Consider the following 17,131-nt stretch of genomic DNA (forward strand, 5'->3'; position numbering starts at 1 on the left):
GAGCCGATGACCAGGACATCACAGTCCACGCTCGGTCGGGCAGGCGGAGTATGCGAGGGTGTAGTCATTTCAGTGCTTTCTCAGTGGAAGTAGGTGTCGGAATCAAGGCGCGGCGGTGCACCGGTTTCGAGTGCGTCAATCGCATCGAGTTGTGCCTGTGTCAGGGCAAAGCCGAAGACGTCGAGGTTTTCGCATTGGCGTTGGCGGTTCGCGGACTTCGGTATCGCGACGCGGCCGTGTTGGACGTGCCAGCGCAGGACGATTTGAGCTGGTGTCTTGCCAAGATCCGTGGCGGGGCCGATGACGGCCGGGTGGCCCAGGAAGCTGCCGTTGCGGCCCAGGGGGCTGTAGGCGGCGGTGAGGATCCCGTGCTCGCGGTGGTACGCAAGTTGACCGGGCTGGCCGTGCTCGGGATCGATGTGGACCTGGTTCAGCGGGACGTCCAGGCCTGCGTCCTGGACAAGCCTGAGGTGGGCGGGCTTGAAGTTTGAGACACCCCAGGCCCGGAGGGAGCCCTCGTCAACGAGTTCCTGCAGCCCGTGGCAGGCTTCAACGAAACGACCCTGGGCGGGGTTGGGCCAGTGCACCAGGAACAAGTCAAGATAGTCCGTGCCGAGGCGCCGGACGGCTTCATCGAAGGCATGGCGCACTCCCGTCCTGCTGTGCCACCCGGTGTTGAACTTGGTGGCGAGGAACAGTTGCCCGCGCTCGATTCCGCTGCGGCGGATGCCCTCCCCCACGGCGGCCTCATTGGCGTAGTTTTCGGCCGTGTCGATGTGCCGGTAGCCGCTGGCGATGGCCTGGGACACCGCCGCGGCGGCCTGTTCGCCCGTCAGTGGCCACGTTCCCAGGCCAATGAGCGGGATGCGCACTCCCGGGGTCAGTTCCGCCGTCGTGGTCTCTTCCGTGGTGCCGTTCATTTCGCGCCCGCCGTGTGGAGGTTCTTTGTTTCCCGCAAAGTGCCGGCGGCCGCCAGCACCGCATCCACACCGGACTTGAGCCGGCGCGCCCACTCGAGTTCGCCGAGTTCAGCCACACGCCGGTCCGAGGGTGCCTCCGCGCTCACCGCCAGGCGCGGCGGAAGTGCCGCCACCATCTTCGCAAGCGCAAATTCGCCCGCACCGGGGATTTCCCGCTCCGAGCGGGATTCAATGACGAGCTCCTCGCGGCTGGTTGGCCGCTTCCCCGGTCCGTCGCACAGCTGGAGCAGCGGCACAAGGTCTGCGTTGGCGTGCAGCTCTTCCCACTGGCCAGCGGCCCCGGCACCGTTGAAGCGGCTGAAATGCAGGGTGTCCACCACGATGTGGCAGCCGGACTGCCGGGCGATGTCCGCTGCCTGCGTGATCGAGGCAACGGGCTGATAGGAGATCGCTTCAAGGGTGGGGGTGATTCCGAAGCCACGGCCGTCCTCAGCCATCCGGGCCAGGGTGTGGACCAGCCGGGCGCTGTCCGGATCGGCTCCGGCGACGGTGAGCGAGCTGGCCCCCAGGGCCTGGCCGGCTGCCATCATCCGCAGCCAGGCTTCCCGCTGGTCGCTGCCATCGAGCAGCAGGAATTCAATGTCCCGTACGCTCACTCCGGTGTCCCGCATTCGGGCCAGGGTCTCCCGCAGCATCGGCGAACCCGGCTGCAGATCGTAGGGCCGTTCCGCGGGCGTCACCGGACGCACACGGGCGCCAACAAAGTCAAAGCCGGCTTCTGCCGCGATGCCGACAAGGTCCGGCGGTGCGGCGCTCAGCAAGGACAGCTGGGCGAGGCCCACGAGCCGGGCAGTATTGCGGGTCATGACTGTGCTCCGTTCAGGGTCAGTTCGGTGCTGTCCGTGGCGCCGGGCGCGAGCAGGGCGGCCACGCGCTGTGCCGCGTCGTAACCGCTCTTGACGGCATTGGATGCGATGGCCGGCGTCTGGTCCACCACGGTCCCGGCCAGCGTCACCGGCACGCCGGCTGCTTGGCTGAGTTCCGCGTCGCGGACCGGTGCCGGTACCGAGCCGTTCAGCGGAACGACCGACCGTGACACCAGGAGGGGCCCCGGCGCGTCCAGCCATTCGCCCGCGTGTGGAAGGCCCGGACCGCTGATCCGCACCCGGGCGCCGTCATACTCTTCAACCGTTGAGCCAAGCCGGATCCGCACCCGGGGGTAGGCTTCGAGCCGGGGCACCGCCAGAATCTTGGCCCTGCGGCCGGATTCCGGCGCGATGGTCTCCTGCGGGCCCACCAGCAGGACCGCCGCGCCGCGGTCCGCCAGTGTGTCCGCAACACTCATGGCGACGGAATCGGCGCCCCAAAGGGTCACGGCGTCAGGTACGGCGGCGCTGTTGGGCATGTTCCCGTCGAGGACCTCGGGGTGGCCGGCGAGCCATTCGCGGACATCCTGGACGTTGGCCGAGTCTTCACCCAGGAACCCTGCGGCCGGCCGGAGCCCGCCGGTAGCGAGCACGACGGCGTCCGCGGCGGTTTCGCGGACCAGCCCGGCGATGTCGGTGGTGTCCACGTGCGTGCCCACCCGGACGTCCACGCCGAGCCGGGCATTTTCCTCCGCAGACCATTGCGCGAAACGGTGGAAGTCAGGGGTGGACTTCATCCGCTCCGCGAGGGCGAACTGCCCGCCAGGCCGGGCACCGTCGTCGAGCACGGTCACTTTCGCACCTGCTTCGGCAAGTTCGCGGGCTGCGGTGAGGCCGGCGGGACCGGCACCCACCACCACCACGCGGGCGCCGTCACGCACCGCGGGTGTTGGGACGGGGATCCGTGAACGTCCCACGGCCGGGTTGACAGTGCAGGTGACTTGTCCAAGTCCGAGGTTGTCGATGCAGACGTTGCAGGCGATGCAGGGGCGGTAGCGTTCGCCATGCAGGACACCGCCGACAAAGGCGGGATCGGCGTGGATGGCCCGGGCCAGGCTGACAAAGTCGCAGGTTCCCCCGCGAAGCACTTCCTCGATGATGTCCGGCGAATTCAGCCGGCCGGCCAGTCCAAGCGGAAGGCCGAACTGGCGGTATGCCTTGGCGTAATCGGCGAGAATGCCCGGCTTCCACTCGCCCGACTGGACGATCCATTCCCCAGCCTCGTAGCTGCCCGCGGAGATGTCCAGGAAGTCCAGGTGCTCCAGATGGGCTTTGGCGATGACGGCCAACTGCTGCTCTGCTGAGAGTCCCTCCTCAGGGCCCTCCACCACGGAGACGCGCATGCCCACAATGGTGTCCGGGACTGCAGCCCGCACGGCATCGATGACCAGGTTCATGAAGTGCTCCGGTGCAGCGAATTGGTCCGTGCGGTGGTTGGAGACCGGCGACATGAACTGATGGATCAGGTAGCCGTGGGCGCCGTGAATGTTAATGACGTCAAAGCCGGCGGCCACAGCCCGGCGGGCAGCCTGGGCGTAGGCCTCTACGACCTCAAGGCACTCGGCGATGGTCAGTTCCCGGGGGACCTCGCCGCCCGCGACCTCACAGGGCACCGGCGAGGGGGCAATGTTCTTGAACCCGGAGAGGGCGCTTTGGGCGGTGCGCCCGCCGTGGTTAATTTCGACGGCGGCCAGGGCGCCTTCTGCGTGCAGCCCGACGGTGAGCTTGCGGAGGCCAGGGATCACTGTGTCGTTGTGCAGGCCCAGCTGGTGGGTGCGGCCCTTGCCGTCGGCGCGGACAAAGGTGGCCTCGGTGGTGACGAGGCCAAGTCCCGCCCTGGCGCGGGTCACCAGGTAGTCGATGTACTGCTCGGTGATCCTGCCGTCCGTGGTGCCATAGTTGCGTTCCATGGGAGCGGAGGCGAGCCGGTTGCGGAGGGTCCTGGGGGTCCGGCCGTTGCGGCCCAGTGTCAGGGGCCGCGCGGCATGGCGTGTGTTCTGTTCCATCGTTGTTCCTTAGCCCGCAACCGGTGCGAGGGTTCGTGTGTTTTCGGCCAGCCGCGAGAAGCGGACGGGCACACCCGTCCGGGACGATTCGTAAACGGCCAGCAGTATCCGTAAGGCCTTCGTGGCGTCCTGGCCCGTGATGGCCGGGTCGCGGCCGTCCCGGAGTGCCTGGACAAAATCGCGGACCTGGGCGGTGTGGTGCGGGATGAGCTGGCCGTTGATGGTGGCCAGACCCACGTTCGGGTCAACGCCTTCGGGGTGGGCCGGCTCAGTGCTGATGGAGCCCGCCGCCGCCCACAGATCGACACGTCCGTCACTGCCCTCGGGGAATTCAGTCAGGGACGCAGAGGCGCCGGTCTCCCCCGTAACGCGGATCTGCACGCCGAGGCTCGGGGACGCCGCCGTCGAGGCTTCCAGGGTGGCCATGGCGCCGGAGGTGAACGTGATGACGGCCGTCGCCGAATCTTCAACTTCGATGTGCCGGCCGTGTTTGAACGTGTTGATCTTGCCGTACACCTCGGCGACGTCCCCCATGAACCACTGCAGCAGGTCGATGTAGTGGATTGCCTGGGTCATGAGTACGCCGCCGCCGTCGTTGGCCCACGTCCCCCGCCAGGCATCCCGGGAGTAGTAGTCAGGATCGCGATGCAGCATGACCGAGCACTGGCCCATGATGGGCCGGCCCAACGTCCCGTCGTCGATCGCTGCACGGATGCGCTGGGCTGCCGGCCAGAACCGGCGCTGGAAGAGGACGCCTAGCGTCACTCCGGCGTCGTCGCAGGCGTTCACCATGCGCTCCGCTGATGCGAGTTCGATGGCGATTGGCTTTTCGCAGAGGATGTGGACTCCGGCCGCTGCGGCCTGCAGCACAACCTCTTCGTGGGTGGGGTGCGGTGTGCAGACCGAGACGACGTCAAGGTCCAGGGCCAGGAGTTCGTGGACTGTCTCCACGGCGGCTGTGACGCCCCATGCGGCGGCAGTCTTGCGGGCGCGGTCCGGATCGATATCGCAGACCCCCACGATTTCTACGTCATCCAAGGCGCGGAATGCCTCCAGATGGTTGCGGGAGATCGCCCCGCATCCTGCGATTCCGACGCGGAGGGTGCGGGTGGTGACGGGTGATGAGGTGGTCATCGGAAGGGCCATCTTTCTGATGCTGGTGGTGGGAAGCTGTGATGCCGGGTGGCCGGGGGCTAGTAGGTGGCCCGACCGCCCGAAAGGTCGAAAACAAAGCCGGTTGTATAGGAGGCGGCCGGCGAAATGATGAATTCGATGAGCGAGGCGGCCTCAGCGGGAGTCCCGAACCGGCCCATCGGGATCCTGGCGGCCTGCGCCGCCTGTTGTTCTGCCGGGACTTCGTCGAAGAGCGGGGTGATCACATTGCCCGGGGCGAGGGCGTTGACGGTGACGCCGGAGAGCGCGAACTCCTTGGCGAGTGATTTGACGAGGCCCAGAATGCCGGCTTTGCTGGCCGAGTACGCGGGCATGTTGATGACACCTTCCTTGCCCGCCGTGGACGAAATGTGAAGCAGCCGCCCGTAGCCTGCTTCAGCCATCCCCGGCAAAACAGCCTGGGAGACGATGAAGGCTCCTGTCAGGTTGATCTTCACGATGCGTTCGAAATCTTCGACCGACACCGCGAGGGCCGAGGCCACCGGCCCGAGGATGCCTGCGCAGTTCACCACCGCGTCCAGGCCGCCCATCTGCTGTCCGGCCGCGGAAACGGCGGCAGCAACGGATGAGGGGTCCGTGACGTCCATGGCGAGTGTTGAGCCGGCTGATTCAGCGGGCCAGTGGGCAGACGGGAGATCCGCTCCGACGACGGCAGCGCCGGACGCCCTCAGTTGCGCCGCTGTGGCCCGTCCGATGCCACTGGCCGCACCGATCACAAGGCAGCGGGACTCTGCGACGGTGCTGGGTAGTGTCCCTGGGATCATGGTTCTCTCGGGCTCTTGGCGTGTGCTGCTGTGAGTTGTCACGGGGCTGCTCAGGAGGCGGCTTCGCGGAAGGTGGCCAGCATGCGGTCGGCATCGGCCGGGATGCCGGTGAAGAGCTGGAAGGCTGCGGCCGCCTGTCCGACGACCATTCGTCCGCCGTCGAGGACGGCGCAGCCCCGCTCACGCGCGGCCCGGATCAACTGGGTTTCGAGGGGCCGGTAGATGACGTCTGCCACCCATAGCCCCGGGTGGAGGAGGTCCAGGTCCAAGGGAACACCGGGGTGGCCGACCATGCCGATTGGCGTTGAATTCACCAAACCGTCGGCCTCCCGGAGGCTCCCGGAGAGCGAGTCCGTCCGGGCCACCGTCACCTCGCTGTCCGGAAAGTGCGGGGCCAGCCGGGCCGCGAGGCTTTCGGCCCGGGCCGGCTCGATGTCCGCAATGACCAGGCGCTGGGCTCCGGCGCGGAGTAACCCGAAAGCTACTGCCGCTCCGGCTCCCCCGGCACCGATCTGCACCACCGAGTTTGTCGCGGCACCCGGCAGGCCGGACCGCAAGCCGCCGATGAAGCCGGTGTGGTCGGTGTTATGGCCGACTGCTTTACCGTCGTGGAAGGTGATGGTGTTCACGGCGCCGAGGATGCGGGCATCCGGGGAGAGCGCGTCCAGACCGTCCTGCACGAGTTGCTTGCTCGGGTGGGTGACATTGAGCCCGTCGTATCCCAGGTCGGCTGCACTTCTGACCACTGCGGCGGACCGGTCCGCCTGCTGGCCTATGGTGTCGAGGTCGATGACGCGGTAGGAGTAGGCCAGGCCCAAGCTGTCCGCTTCCGCTTCATGGAGGCCCGGGGTGAGTGAGCCGCCGATGCCGGCGCCGAGCAGGCCCACAACGAACCGGTGGCTGATGTCAGGGTCACGGGGATGAAAGTCCCAGGTGCCCGCCAGGGTTTGCTGGCTCACGCCTGTACCTTCACTGCGGTGGCATCTGCGCCAGCGGAATCCGGTGTGACGGATGACGGCGCCCTGAAACGGGCGTCGGATTTCTTCACTCCCAGCATCGCCGTCGGCGTCTTGAACGTCTCAGGCCCGGTGAGTGCTGCGATCGCGGAGATGAAGCAGGCCACTGCCGCAAACGTTGCGACAGGAACCCAGTTGGCCTTGTTGCCACCGATCAGCAGTTCGGAAATCACCGGGGCAAATCCGGCAAGAAGCAGGCCGAACATAAGACTGATGGCCATACCCGAGTAGCGGACCTTGACCGGGAACTGCTCCGGGAAGTAGGCGGGGTAGATGGAGTTTGAACCGGTGTAGGCAACTCCGATCAGCAGGATACCGGTGAGGAAGATCAGGGGAACATTCGCGGCTGACAGGGCAGCGAAGAACACATAGATCATGCCGATCTGCAGGACCAGGCCGGAGACGAAGACTGGTTTGCGGCCGATCCGGTCGGAAAGAATGCCTGCGAGCGGGCCCATTCCGACTGCGGCAAGGTTGGCAACTGCTATGACGGTCAGCATCACTCCCTTTTCCACCCCCACAACGGATGTGGCGTACGAGAGTGCGAAGACGTTAATGATGGTGTTGATGATGGTGAACAGCGACATCGCGGTGACGCGGATGACGGTGACCCAGTGGTGCCGGAACAGGGTGACAAGGGGGATTTTGACTACTTCGTCGTGCTCTTTGACTTCCGCGAATACCGGTGGCTCTTCGAGGAGGCGCCGGAGCACGAACGCGATGACGGTAACGACTGCGCTGGCGAGGAAGGGGATGCGCCAGCCCCAGGCAAGCAGCTGATCCTCGGGCATCGACGCCACGGGAATGAAGACGAGGGTGGAGAGCACGATGCCGAACATAATGCCGCTCATCGTCCAACTCGTGTAGAAGGCGCGCTTCCGTTCGGGCGCGTGCTCAAGGGTGAGGGAGCTTGAACCGGGTGATTCGCCGCCGGCTGAGAGTCCCTGAAGAAGCCGCAGGGCAACGATGAGGATCGGAGCCGCCATCCCGATCTGGCTGTAGGTGGGCAGGCAGCCGATCAGGAAGGTGGACGTGCCCATCAGCAGGAGGGTGAGCAGCAGAACCTTTTTCCGACCGAACTTATCGCCCAGATGCCCGCAGATCACGGCGCCGAGCGGGCGGGCGATGTACGCGACGCCGACAGTGGCGAATGACAACAGCATGGATGACGGGCCTGGTGCGAAGAACAGCTTCCCGAAGATCAGCGCCGCCGCTGATCCGAAAATGAAAAAGTCGTAGTACTCGAGGGCGCTGCCCACGAAGCCCGAGACCGCCGCAATCTTGGCGTTGTTCCGCGGGCGTTTTGACGCCAATGTCTGCACTGACATGGTGTTCCCTTCGTGTAACCGGAACCGGTCCCCGCGGTTGGCCGGACGTCGGCCGCGGTGCGGGTCGGTTCGCCGCGATGTGCGGCTTATTCATCCAGTGTGGCGCGCACCACTTTGTAAGTCCACGACTAAAATTGTCTAGGACTATGCTGCTATGGATCTAAATGTCGGTCAGCGTGGGGATGTCGGGGAAGATGTCTTCGACGACGGCGAGCACGGCCGCCAACACGGCGGAATCGTTCTCGGAAGACCACGCGATGGCATGGTTCATGTAGTGCCGCGGCGGATCCAGGGCTACATACGTGGCACCCGAAGGAATGATTCCTGCTATGCCGCTGCTCATCAGGGTGACCCCAACACCGGCGGCCACAAAGGTCAGCACCATGTAAGGGTCTGACAACTCCTGGACAATATGCGGCCGGAATCCCGCCGCCATGCAGGACGCCAGCATCACTTCAGTCATGGCGGACGAGCCGTCCATGGGCGGGGAGATGAAGTCGTCGCCCGCCAGCAATTGCAGGGATATCGACTTTTCCTGCGCCAACGGATGATCCAACGGGAGTACCGCCCCGATTTCTTCACGGGCAACGAGCCGGGTCATGACCGAGGGGACCGGGGATTCGGGAAGGCCTACGAAGGCGAGGTCGAGGGTCCCGTTTGCGACGCTGGCCACCCCGTCCGCCGTGCGGACCCTGCTGGTGAGGTCCAGCTCTATGTCCGGGTAACGCCGCCGCACCGCCCGCGTCAGGGGCGGGAGGGTCAAATGGTTTACCGCACCGGAGAAACCGATCCTGATCTTGCCCCTGACGCCCGCGACCTCCGTCTGGGCGGCCTCGCGGGCCAGCCGCATTTCCTGAAGCACGCGGTAGGCGCGCGGCAGGAGGGCGTGCCCGGCAGGCGTGAGCGCCACGCTTCTGGTGTTGCGTTCAAAGAGCCGCGTCCCCAGGTCGGCCTCGAGCTTCCGGATCGTCTGGCTCAGCGGGGATTGGGAGGTATGCAGACGCAGCGCCGCACGGCCGAAGTGGAGTTCTTCGGCAACCGCGACGAACGCTTCAAGCCATCGTATTTCAGTCATGTACTCAGAATGTACCCTCTTGTCCCCAGGACGATCCGTTCCGGGGCTCTTGCTCTCCCCGGCCGCTGCGCGTATGAGAGAACCATGAGTTCGCAACGGGACGTCCTTCGCGGCCGGGTGGCCGTCGTGACTGGGTCTACGCGCGGCCTGGGGTTTGCCATGGCCCGGCTGCTGGGACATCAGGGAGCGACGGTGGTGCTGGCGGCCAGGTCGAACGCCGACGTCGCGGCCGCCGTCGAACGCCTCCTCGCAGAAGGTATCGCCGTGTCCGGACGGCGGTGCGACACCGGTAAGCTGGCCGACGTCGAGGCCCTGCGCGATGAGGCGCTCAGCCGCGGGACCCTCGACATCTGGGTCAACAACGCCGGAACGTCCGGCGTCTACGGGCCCACGGCGTCAACCCCGGTGGACGATTTCACGCGCGTGGTGCGCACGAACATCCTGGGCACGTTCCACGGGTCGCGGGTTGCGCTGCCGGTGTTTCTCCGTCAGGGCCACGGCGACCTCGTCAACGTGTACGGCCAGGGTGACCAGGGGCCGGTGGCGCTGCAAAACGCGTATGCGTCGAGCAAGCGGTGGGTCCGCCAGTTCACGGAGACGTTGCGGCGGGAGACCCGGAGCACGGGTGTCCGGGTGCATGGCATGAACCCGGGCCTGGTGACGACGGACATGCTGGGGCATGTCACGTCCCAGCCCGGGTACGAGCATCGGCTGGGTGGGCTGCAGGTGGTCGTCGGGCTGTGGGGGCAGGGCCCGGACGACGCCGCGCGCCCCCTGCTGGATCTGGTCACCTCCGACGCCGCCGAGTACCGGGATCTGACCAGGACGACCATGGTGACCCGCGGCGTCCGCAACCTGCTGGCCGGACGACTCCGCCGCGCCAACCGCATGCCCCTCGACGTCACGGTCCTGGAAACCAGCCACGAGCGTTGACTGCGCCACGTGAGGCGCCGGGCGGACTCAGTACGTGTAGAAGCCTTCGCCCGTGGAGACTCCGAGCTTCCCGTGGTCAATATAGTTCTCCTTCAGGTACTGCGCGAAGGCTTTAGACCCGCTGTCCGCTGAGGACGCGGCGATGTTGTACGCGGTACCGAGGCCAACGACGTCGTAGATCTGGAACGGTCCCGTGGGCGCCCCGGTGGCGATGCGCCATGTCTTGTCGATCGTTTCCGGGCTGGCGATGCCCTGCAGCAGCAGGCCCGCGGCGGCATTCAGGAGTGGAACCAGCAGCGAATTCAGCACATAGCCGGCTTTCTCCTTCCTGATCTCGATCGGTTCCAGCCCGCTGTTACGGGCGAACTCGACGACGGCGTCGAACACCGCCGGGTCGGTATCGGTGGTGCCCATCACCTCGGCGATGTTCTGCGCCCAGATGTTGTTGGCGTAATGGATGGCGAGGAAACGGTCGGGGCGGCCGGTGGCATCCTTGAGGTCGCTGGGCAGCAGGGTCGAGGAGTTGGTGGCGAAGATGGTCTTCGCAGGTGCCAGTTCCGCGAGCTTGCGGTAGATGTCCCGCTTGAGCTCGAGCAGTTCGGGAACGGCCTCGATCACGAGGTCCGCGTCGGCGACGGCGGTCCCGAGGTCAGTGGTGAGGCGCAGATTTGCAGGCGCTGCCTCGGCCTGGCCGTCCTTGGCGCCGGCCACCTGCGTCCGGTAGATGCCGGCGAGCTGCGCGAAACGGGCGCGGGCCTTTTCGATGGCCTGGTCGTCAAGGTCATAGGCCGTAACGGCGAATCCGTGGAATGCGGCCTGGTAGGCGATCTGCGAACCGAGCACTCCGGTACCGAGCACAGTCAGCGTCTTGATGTCGGGCATCTGGTTTCTTCCTTTCGACGCCGGCATTACGCGCGGCCGGGGTTAACGGACCCGTAAATACTCCGGATCCAAATGGTGGATAACACGTCCAGGGCGCGGGACTCCGCGATGGCGGGGCTCTCCTTGTTCAGGACCGCGGTGATCACCCGCTCGTTCATCAGGTTGAGGCTTACGGCGAGGTCATGGGCGTCGATGCCCCCTGGCGCGGCGCCGCGGGCTTGTTCGGACCGGATCACCTCGGTGGAGAAATCGGCCCAGGACTGCATCGACTTCGACCACAGCACCCGCACCTCATCATTGCGGGCGCGCGCCGCGATTGCCGCGGTGGCGACGCCGCGGTGGGCCACGAACACCTCGACAAATATGCCAATGGAACGGGTCCATGCTCCAGCGGGATCACTCTCGAAATCCCGCGGAAGCCCGCCGACCCGGTGTTCCACCTCGGTGATCACACGGTCCAGAAGGGCCAGCAGCACCTCGTCTTTGGACGCGAAGTAGAAGTAGAAGGTGGGGCGGGAGATGCCGGCCCCGCGGGCCAGATCCTCGATCGAGATGTCATCGAATCCCCGCTCGGCGAGCAGCGCCTCAGCCGTGACGAGGATGGCGTCCTGGCGCTCATCCCCCGAGACCCGGGTGGTACGTCTTCCTCGTTGAACCATGCGCCCATCCTAGCCCCATTTCTCGACACCGTGTTGACTATGTCAACTCTAAGTCGATAGCTTGGCTTGATGAGCGAACACGTGGATGTGTTGATTGTTGGTTCCGGGCTGAGCGGGATAGGTTTCGCCAGCCGGCTCAGACGCGACGTCCCCGGAAAGACCTTCATGATCCTGGAGTCCCGCGGTGCCGTGGGCGGCACCTGGGACCTCTTCCGGTATCCGGGCATCCGCTCCGACAGCGACATGTACACGCTGGGCTATTCCTTCCGGCCCTGGGCCGGCGCCAAAGCCATCGCCGACGGCGATTCGATCCGCGACTACATCCAGGCGACGGTCGCGGACGAGGGCCTCGCATCGCACATCCGGCTCAACCACCGCGTCATCGCGGCCGAGTGGTCCAGCGCCACCGCATTGTGGACGGTCACAGCCACCCGCACGTCCGACGCCGAATATCGGAACGACGGTCCGGCGTCGACCGCGCTGACAGTCACCTTTACCTGCTCGTTCCTGTCCGTCTGCTCGGGCTATTACCGCTATGACGAGGGCTTCACGCCGGCGATTGAAGGGGCCGACACCTTCGCCGGCTCGATCGTTCACCCGCAGCACTGGCCCGCAGATCTCGACTACGAAGGCAAGCAGGTGGTGATCATCGGCAGCGGGGCCACGGCGGTGACGCTCGTGCCGTCGATGGCGAGGTCGGCTGCCAAAGTCACCATGCTGCAGCGCTCCCCCACCTACATCGCCCCCGTCCCGTCCCGGGACCGCCTGGCCGACCGTCTCCGGGGCAAGGTACCGGCGCAACTGGCGTACGACGTCGTCCGGGCCAAGAACATTCTCTTTTCGATGTTCACGTACCAGCTCAGCCGGCGGCGGCCGGAAACGATGAAGGCAATCCTCCGCAAGTCAGCCATCGCCAAGCTGCCGGCGGGTTTTGCGGTCGACACGCACCTGGCCCCGTCGTATCAGCCGTGGGACCAGCGGCTCTGCGCGATCCCCAATGGCGACCTCTACCGTGCGATCAGCGCCGGCACTGCGGACATCGTGACCGACAGGATCTCGCGGATCACCCCGCAAGGCATTGACCTGGTCTCGGGGAAATCCATTCCGGCCGACGTGATAGTCACGGCGACGGGACTGAACCTGCTGGTGATTGGCGGCATGACCCTGACGGTCGACGGCGAGCCCGTGGACGTCGGCAGGACCCTGACCTACAAGGGGATGATGCTCGAGGGCGTACCCAACTTTGCGCTCACTGTCGGCTACACCAACGCATCCTGGACCTTGAAAGCTGATCTCGTTGCAGGCTACATCTGCCGACTGCTGAAGCACCTCGACCGCAGGAACCTGCAATGGGTGGCACCCACGGCACCCGCCGGCGTAGCGGAAGCTGAACTGACGTCCCTGATCGACCTGAAGGCCGGCTACATCCTGCGCGACGCCGACCGCCTTCCCCGGCAGGGCGCCGACTCGCCCTGGCGGCTGCACCAGAACTATCTGCGCGATTTCGCCCTGCTGAGGGCCGGCAAACTGACCGACCACGTGCGGTTCGGCCGGCGCGGGCAGCAGGTGCGGGCATCCGGGCGGGCATCCGGGCGGGAAACCACGCCGGCGCCGGGTCCGCTTGAGCTCCCCGGAGCCGGATATGTCGACGCCGGGGGCACGCGTTTGCGCTACCGGACAACCGGTACCGGGGACCCGGTGCTGCTCCTGCACGGCATCGGCCAGAGCCTCGAAGACTGGACCGAGCAGCACGAGCGGCTCTCGGCACGCCATACCGTCATCAGCGTGGATCTGCCCGGATTTGCCTACTCGGAACGTCTCTCCGGGCCTGCGACGTTGGCGAAGCTCGCCGGCGCCCTGCCCGCCTTCCTCGACGCCGTTGGGGTGCAGGGGCCGCTGCCTGTGATCGGCAACTCGCTCGGCGGCGCCGTCGCCATGAAGTTCGCGGCCGACCATCCGGACCGCGTTTCGGCCCTTGTTCTTGCCGACAGCGCCGGATTCGGCCAGGAGGTTGCGCTGGTGCTGCGGCTGCTGACGGTGAGGCCGCTCGCGGCACTGCTCATGCGTCCCGCTCCGGAAGCTTCCCGCCGGACGGTCGAGTCGATCTTCTACGACAAGGCGCTGGTGACCGAGGCCCGCGTCCAGCATGCTTTTGCCCTGTCGCAGCGGCCCGAACACCGCCAAAGCGTCGTAGATATCGCCCGCGATCTGGGAACGATCTCCGGCATCAGGGCTGAATGGCGGACGGCCCTCGTCGGCGCGTTGGCGAAGTCGGACATTCCAGCGTTCGTGGTGTGGGGCGACCACGACCACGTCCTCCCGTTCAGCCATTTGGCGGCGGCGACCGCGGCGTTGCCACGGGCCGAGGCGCACGTCTTTGCGAAGACGGGACACATGCCACAGATCGAACGTCCTGATGAGTTCGCCGCAGTGGTTGAGGACTTCCTCTCCCGGGTCTCGGCGGGCCGCGAAGTTTCTTCCTACTAGGCTGAATTTCACATGTGATGGAAAGGATGCCGAGTTGGCTGAGACGACAGTGGCCGAGGTGATGGCGGAATTGGCCGCTCTCGAGGACCCTAAGGCACGCAAGGTGAACGAGAAACACGGTGATGATCACGGTGTGAACCTCAGCAAGCTGCGCGCGCTCGCGAAGCGGCTGAAGACACAGCAGGAACTTGCGCGCCAGCTCTGGGCGATGGATGACACCGCGGCCAGACTGCTGGCGATCCTGATATGCCGCCCGAAAGCGTTCGAGCTCAACGAGCTGGACGTTATGCTGCGTGAGGCACGGACCCCCAAGGTGCACGGCTGGCTCGTGAACTACGTGGTGAAGAAGAACCCGCATTCCGAAGAGCTGCGCCTGGCCTGGCTCGCCGATCCGGACCCGGTGGTCGCGAGTGCCGGCTGGGCGCTGACCACCGAACGCGTCGCAAAGCAGCCCGAAGGACTCGATCTGGAAGGGCTACTGGACATCATCGAAACGGGGATGAAAGACGCCCCGGACCGCCTGCAGTGGGCGATGAACCACTCTCTGGCCCAGATCGGGATCGAGCACTCCGGGCACCGGGTCCGCGCAATGGACATCGGTGAACGCTTGGAAGTGCTCAAGGACTACCCGACTCCCCCGGGTTGCACGTCTCCGTTCGCGCCCGTCTGGATCGCCGAGATGGTGCGCCGCAAGGACGGCACCTAGGAAATCCTGCTGGTGGCGAACGCTCAGACCTCACCCTGAACTTCAGCTTGGATGAAGTCTGCCAGCCAGGTCATGGCGGCCGCCCTGGACGTGAAAAACTCGTGCGGGTAATGGGTATGCCGGCTCGTGGCGGCAGCAATGACACGATCGACGGCGCTCGACCCGAGAACTGCGATGGCCAGCACATCCGTACTTTTGGCGAACTCGAACCTGGCCCCGGCGCTGAACTCGACGTCGGTCATTTCCGAGAGCATCGGCATCGGGCTCCCACCGATGATGCGGTCCACAGCATGCATGGCGTCCTTGGCGTCGTCGACATCCACAAAAGAACCGGGGCGCCAGACACTCTCGAGGATCCCTTCGTTGACGGTCAGAGAGTTCTTCCCGTCAGCAGCGAAAATTCGTCCTGGCATCATTTCGTTGATCCTAGGCCTGAACCGCGACGACGCTCCACATCACTCCCGGCGTGGCCCCCGGAGAGTTATCCGGGCCGTAACCCGCCGGCAACGTCCGCGGCTTCGCCGTCGCGATCAGACCGTACGGCCCGGAATTTCACTCAGTCGGTGATTCTCTGGCGATCTCTGTTGGTAACTCGGGCGACCAGCCGGCGTCGTAGTCCGGGTGTTCCCGGTGGGAGCCCGCGAGAATGGTGAGCATGGCCCTGCGGGCAACCGCAACCGTACCTTCCGCTTCGCCGGGGTCACTGATCCCTTCGGCGTCGGCAGCTTCCTTCCAGCTGGCGAGGATGGCCCGCTTCTGGGCGCACTCGTCCAGCATCCGCTCACAAAGGGAGGATTCGTCGATGTTTCCGGTTTCACGACTACATGATGACCCCGGACCAAAAGATCCCTCCCGGATGGCTGATTCCTGCTCGGCTATGCGCGCTTCCAGAAACTCAACAATGTCCATGGCCACCATCATTACATCTACCCGGCCCGTCATCAGGAAGGAACTGCGCTGTCAGCGCCCGGCCAACGGCCGGAATTCGAGGACCGGCTCCTTCCATCCTGCCCAGTCCCGGAGCCGCACCGTGGGCCGGCCGAGGTGATAGCCCTGACCAGTTGTCACCCCTAGCCCCGCGACTGCTGCAAGTTCATCACTGGTCTCGATGCCTTCCGCGATGAGCACCGCTCCGAGCTGCTCGGCGAAATCGGTCATGACCTCGCCAAAGGCGTGACGGAGCGGGTCCGTCTCGATTCCGGCGACCAGGTTGCGGTCAAGTTTGATGAAGTCGGGGCAGATTTGCCTGATCTGGCGGATGGAATCGAAGTGCGAACCCACATGGTCAACCGCCAGGCGGAGCCCCCGCTTGCGCAGGGGCGCTAGCGCGTCGGCCAAAGCGGCGGGCTGCATATCCGCCAGGGCGTTGGCGGGCTGCATATCCGCCAGGGCGTCAGTCAGCTCGAGGACCACACGGTCCACTGCGACCATCGATTCCTCCAGCAGTCCGGGAAGGAGTGGGTCCAGGCAGGTGGCCGGGGACAGTTTCAGGGCCACGTACAAATGCGCGGGGAGGTGAACGGCTGAGTTGAGGGCGGACTCCAGGGCCGCGAGTTCAAGCTCACTGCCGAGTTGCGCTTTGGCCGCCGCAGCGAACCACTCCCCCGCGGGGTCGCTGCCGTCGCTGACGAACCGCGTGAACGCTTCGACTCCAACAACCCTTCCGGTGGACAGTTCACGGATCGGTTGGAAAGCGGTCACCAGCATCCGGCCTTGAAGGACCTTCTCGATCCGCAAACTCATGCTTTCCCGGGCATCCCGGGCAGGTTTTCCGGGCCCGGACAACAGGGCCTTGGACTCCGGGGGCAGCCCCGTGAGGGATCGGAGAGCCAACAGATGCTCCGCCAGCGCAATGTCCGGCCGTCCCGGATGGGCCGCCAGATGTTCGCGCAGCAGTTCCCGGATATGGGCCTGCCCCGGCGACGGGTCAGCCAAGACCGTCTCAATGATCCAGGCAGCCTGCCTGCGTATCCCGGGAGGCTCAGCGCCACGCGCCCCACCAGAGTTCTGCTCTGCAGAGCCGGCGCCATGAGGGCGACCTGGAACGGACGTCGGTTCCATCGACATTGGCTATTCCTTTGTTCTGGATTCCGGCTGAGTCCGGAAACCACATACGGTCACCCGCGCTCCCCTGCCGGGCTTGCCCGGCCAGGCGAGCAGGTGACCATGAGGACACAGTACAACGGGGCCTACGTGTCCGTCCCTAGAGTCGGAGTGTTTTGTTGCGAGTCTCGTTGCCGGCGTCGCGGACTTAGG

17 protein-coding genes (1 of these 17 cut by a window edge) are annotated in these 17,131 nt (G+C 65.7%); 3 read left to right on the forward strand and 14 right to left on the reverse strand.

All coding sequences use genetic code 11. The features are described 5' to 3' along the window. From K789_RS0118385 to K789_RS0118425, 9 genes are all read right to left on the reverse strand, one after another. Positions 1-68: the start of an FAD-dependent oxidoreductase gene (locus tag K789_RS0118385; protein WP_024368035.1), read on the reverse strand. 1,747 nt of this gene lie to the left of the window's left edge; 68 of the gene's 1,815 nt are visible here — the first part of the coding sequence; its start codon is at positions 66-68; the stop codon falls past the left edge of the window. Between the two features lie 12 nt (positions 69-80). After that, positions 81-920: an aldo/keto reductase gene (locus K789_RS0118390; protein ID WP_024368036.1), complete on the reverse strand. Its 840-nt coding sequence runs from the start codon at positions 918-920 to the stop codon at positions 81-83. Beyond that, entirely contained in the window at positions 917-1,786 is an 870-nt protein-coding gene (locus K789_RS0118395) for a sugar phosphate isomerase/epimerase family protein (protein WP_024368037.1), read from the reverse strand. The genes K789_RS0118390 and K789_RS0118395 overlap by 4 nt, the downstream gene beginning before the upstream one ends. Beyond that, positions 1,783-3,852 carry an FAD-dependent oxidoreductase gene (locus tag K789_RS0118400; RefSeq protein WP_024368038.1) on the reverse strand — a complete coding sequence of 690 codons (2,070 nt, stop codon included), beginning with the start codon at positions 3,850-3,852 and terminating at the stop codon, positions 1,783-1,785. Before K789_RS0118400 ends, K789_RS0118395 begins: the two co-directional genes overlap by 4 nt. Before the next feature lie 9 nt (positions 3,853-3,861). After that, positions 3,862-4,986 carry a Gfo/Idh/MocA family protein gene (locus tag K789_RS0118405; protein WP_024368039.1) on the reverse strand — a complete coding sequence of 375 codons (1,125 nt, stop codon included), beginning with the start codon at positions 4,984-4,986 and terminating at the stop codon, positions 3,862-3,864. A gap of 59 nt (positions 4,987-5,045) precedes the next feature. Beyond that, positions 5,046-5,789: an SDR family NAD(P)-dependent oxidoreductase gene (locus K789_RS0118410; RefSeq protein ID WP_084507691.1), complete on the reverse strand. Its 744-nt coding sequence runs from the start codon at positions 5,787-5,789 to the stop codon at positions 5,046-5,048. 50 nt (positions 5,790-5,839) lie between these two features. Next, positions 5,840-6,748: a shikimate dehydrogenase gene (locus K789_RS0118415; protein ID WP_084507693.1), complete on the reverse strand. Its 909-nt coding sequence runs from the start codon at positions 6,746-6,748 to the stop codon at positions 5,840-5,842. Continuing rightward, complete coding sequence (locus K789_RS0118420; protein ID WP_024368042.1) at positions 6,745-8,133, reverse strand: MFS transporter; 1,389 nt, start codon at positions 8,131-8,133, stop codon at positions 6,745-6,747. Before K789_RS0118420 ends, K789_RS0118415 begins: the two co-directional genes overlap by 4 nt. 160 nt (positions 8,134-8,293) lie before the next feature. After that, the gene (locus K789_RS0118425) at positions 8,294-9,208 is read right to left on the reverse strand and encodes a LysR family transcriptional regulator (RefSeq protein ID WP_024368043.1); all 915 of its coding nucleotides are present in this window, start codon (positions 9,206-9,208) and stop codon (positions 8,294-8,296) included. An 84-nt stretch (positions 9,209-9,292) separates the two neighbouring features. Here K789_RS0118425 and K789_RS0118430 point away from each other — a divergent pair, with 84 nt between their 5' ends. Then, on the forward strand, positions 9,293-10,141 hold the full coding sequence (locus K789_RS0118430) for an SDR family NAD(P)-dependent oxidoreductase (protein ID WP_024368044.1): 849 nt from the start codon (positions 9,293-9,295) through the stop codon (positions 10,139-10,141). Between the two features lie 27 nt (positions 10,142-10,168). Here the strand turns inward: K789_RS0118430 and K789_RS0118435 are convergent, their stop codons facing one another. Further along, entirely contained in the window at positions 10,169-11,023 is an 855-nt protein-coding gene (locus K789_RS0118435) for a 3-hydroxyacyl-CoA dehydrogenase (protein WP_024368045.1), read from the reverse strand. Between the two features lie 26 nt (positions 11,024-11,049). Then, positions 11,050-11,682 (reverse strand): TetR/AcrR family transcriptional regulator, encoded by a 633-nt coding sequence (locus K789_RS0118440; RefSeq protein ID WP_024368046.1) that lies wholly within the window; start codon positions 11,680-11,682, stop codon positions 11,050-11,052. Positions 11,683-11,751: 69 nt separating this feature from the next. Between K789_RS0118440 and K789_RS26280 the strand changes: the two genes are divergently transcribed. Then, on the forward strand, positions 11,752-14,169 hold the full coding sequence (locus K789_RS26280; RefSeq protein ID WP_192815787.1) for an alpha/beta fold hydrolase: 2,418 nt from the start codon (positions 11,752-11,754) through the stop codon (positions 14,167-14,169). A gap of 34 nt (positions 14,170-14,203) precedes the next feature. Beyond that, complete coding sequence (locus K789_RS0118450) at positions 14,204-14,875, forward strand: DNA alkylation repair protein (protein WP_024368048.1); 672 nt, start codon at positions 14,204-14,206, stop codon at positions 14,873-14,875. 23 nt (positions 14,876-14,898) lie between these two features. Here the strand turns inward: K789_RS0118450 and K789_RS23500 are convergent, their stop codons facing one another. The 3 genes from K789_RS23500 to K789_RS0118465 all read right to left on the reverse strand — a co-directional run bounded on the left by K789_RS23500 (position 14,899) and on the right by K789_RS0118465 (position 16,810). Continuing rightward, positions 14,899-15,291 (reverse strand): STAS/SEC14 domain-containing protein, encoded by a 393-nt coding sequence (locus K789_RS23500; protein ID WP_024368049.1) that lies wholly within the window; start codon positions 15,289-15,291, stop codon positions 14,899-14,901. 136 nt (positions 15,292-15,427) lie between these two features. Beyond that, the gene (locus K789_RS0118460; RefSeq protein WP_128081671.1) at positions 15,428-15,784 is read right to left on the reverse strand and encodes a DUF6221 family protein; all 357 of its coding nucleotides are present in this window, start codon (positions 15,782-15,784) and stop codon (positions 15,428-15,430) included. A gap of 51 nt (positions 15,785-15,835) precedes the next feature. Beyond that, positions 15,836-16,810 carry an EAL domain-containing protein gene (locus K789_RS0118465; RefSeq protein ID WP_051181151.1) on the reverse strand — a complete coding sequence of 325 codons (975 nt, stop codon included), beginning with the start codon at positions 16,808-16,810 and terminating at the stop codon, positions 15,836-15,838. Positions 16,811-17,131 lie beyond the last annotated feature (321 nt).

This window comes from Arthrobacter sp. TB 26 (assembly GCF_000427315.1).
GTDB lineage: Bacteria > Actinomycetota > Actinomycetes > Actinomycetales > Micrococcaceae > Arthrobacter.

Coding starts and splice junctions, on each gene's coding strand:
- K789_RS0118390 (WP_024368036.1), bottom strand. CDS start 920: ATGAACGGCACCACGGAAGAGACCACGACGGCGGAACTGACCCCGGGA.
- K789_RS0118395 (WP_024368037.1), bottom strand. CDS start 1,786: ATGACCCGCAATACTGCCCGGCTCGTGGGCCTCGCCCAGCTGTCCTTG.
- K789_RS0118400 (WP_024368038.1), bottom strand. CDS start 3,852: ATGGAACAGAACACACGCCATGCCGCGCGGCCCCTGACACTGGGCCGC.
- K789_RS0118405 (WP_024368039.1), bottom strand. CDS start 4,986: ATGACCACCTCATCACCCGTCACCACCCGCACCCTCCGCGTCGGAATC.
- K789_RS0118410 (WP_084507691.1), bottom strand. CDS start 5,789: ATGATCCCAGGGACACTACCCAGCACCGTCGCAGAGTCCCGCTGCCTT.
- K789_RS0118420 (WP_024368042.1), bottom strand. CDS start 8,133: ATGTCAGTGCAGACATTGGCGTCAAAACGCCCGCGGAACAACGCCAAG.
- K789_RS0118425 (WP_024368043.1), bottom strand. CDS start 9,208: ATGACTGAAATACGATGGCTTGAAGCGTTCGTCGCGGTTGCCGAAGAA.
- K789_RS0118430 (WP_024368044.1), top strand. CDS start 9,293: ATGAGTTCGCAACGGGACGTCCTTCGCGGCCGGGTGGCCGTCGTGACT.
- K789_RS0118435 (WP_024368045.1), bottom strand. CDS start 11,023: ATGCCCGACATCAAGACGCTGACTGTGCTCGGTACCGGAGTGCTCGGT.
- K789_RS0118440 (WP_024368046.1), bottom strand. CDS start 11,682: ATGGTTCAACGAGGAAGACGTACCACCCGGGTCTCGGGGGATGAGCGC.
- K789_RS26280 (WP_192815787.1), top strand. CDS start 11,752: ATGAGCGAACACGTGGATGTGTTGATTGTTGGTTCCGGGCTGAGCGGG.
- K789_RS23500 (WP_024368049.1), bottom strand. CDS start 15,291: ATGATGCCAGGACGAATTTTCGCTGCTGACGGGAAGAACTCTCTGACC.
- K789_RS0118460 (WP_128081671.1), bottom strand. CDS start 15,784: ATGGACATTGTTGAGTTTCTGGAAGCGCGCATAGCCGAGCAGGAATCA.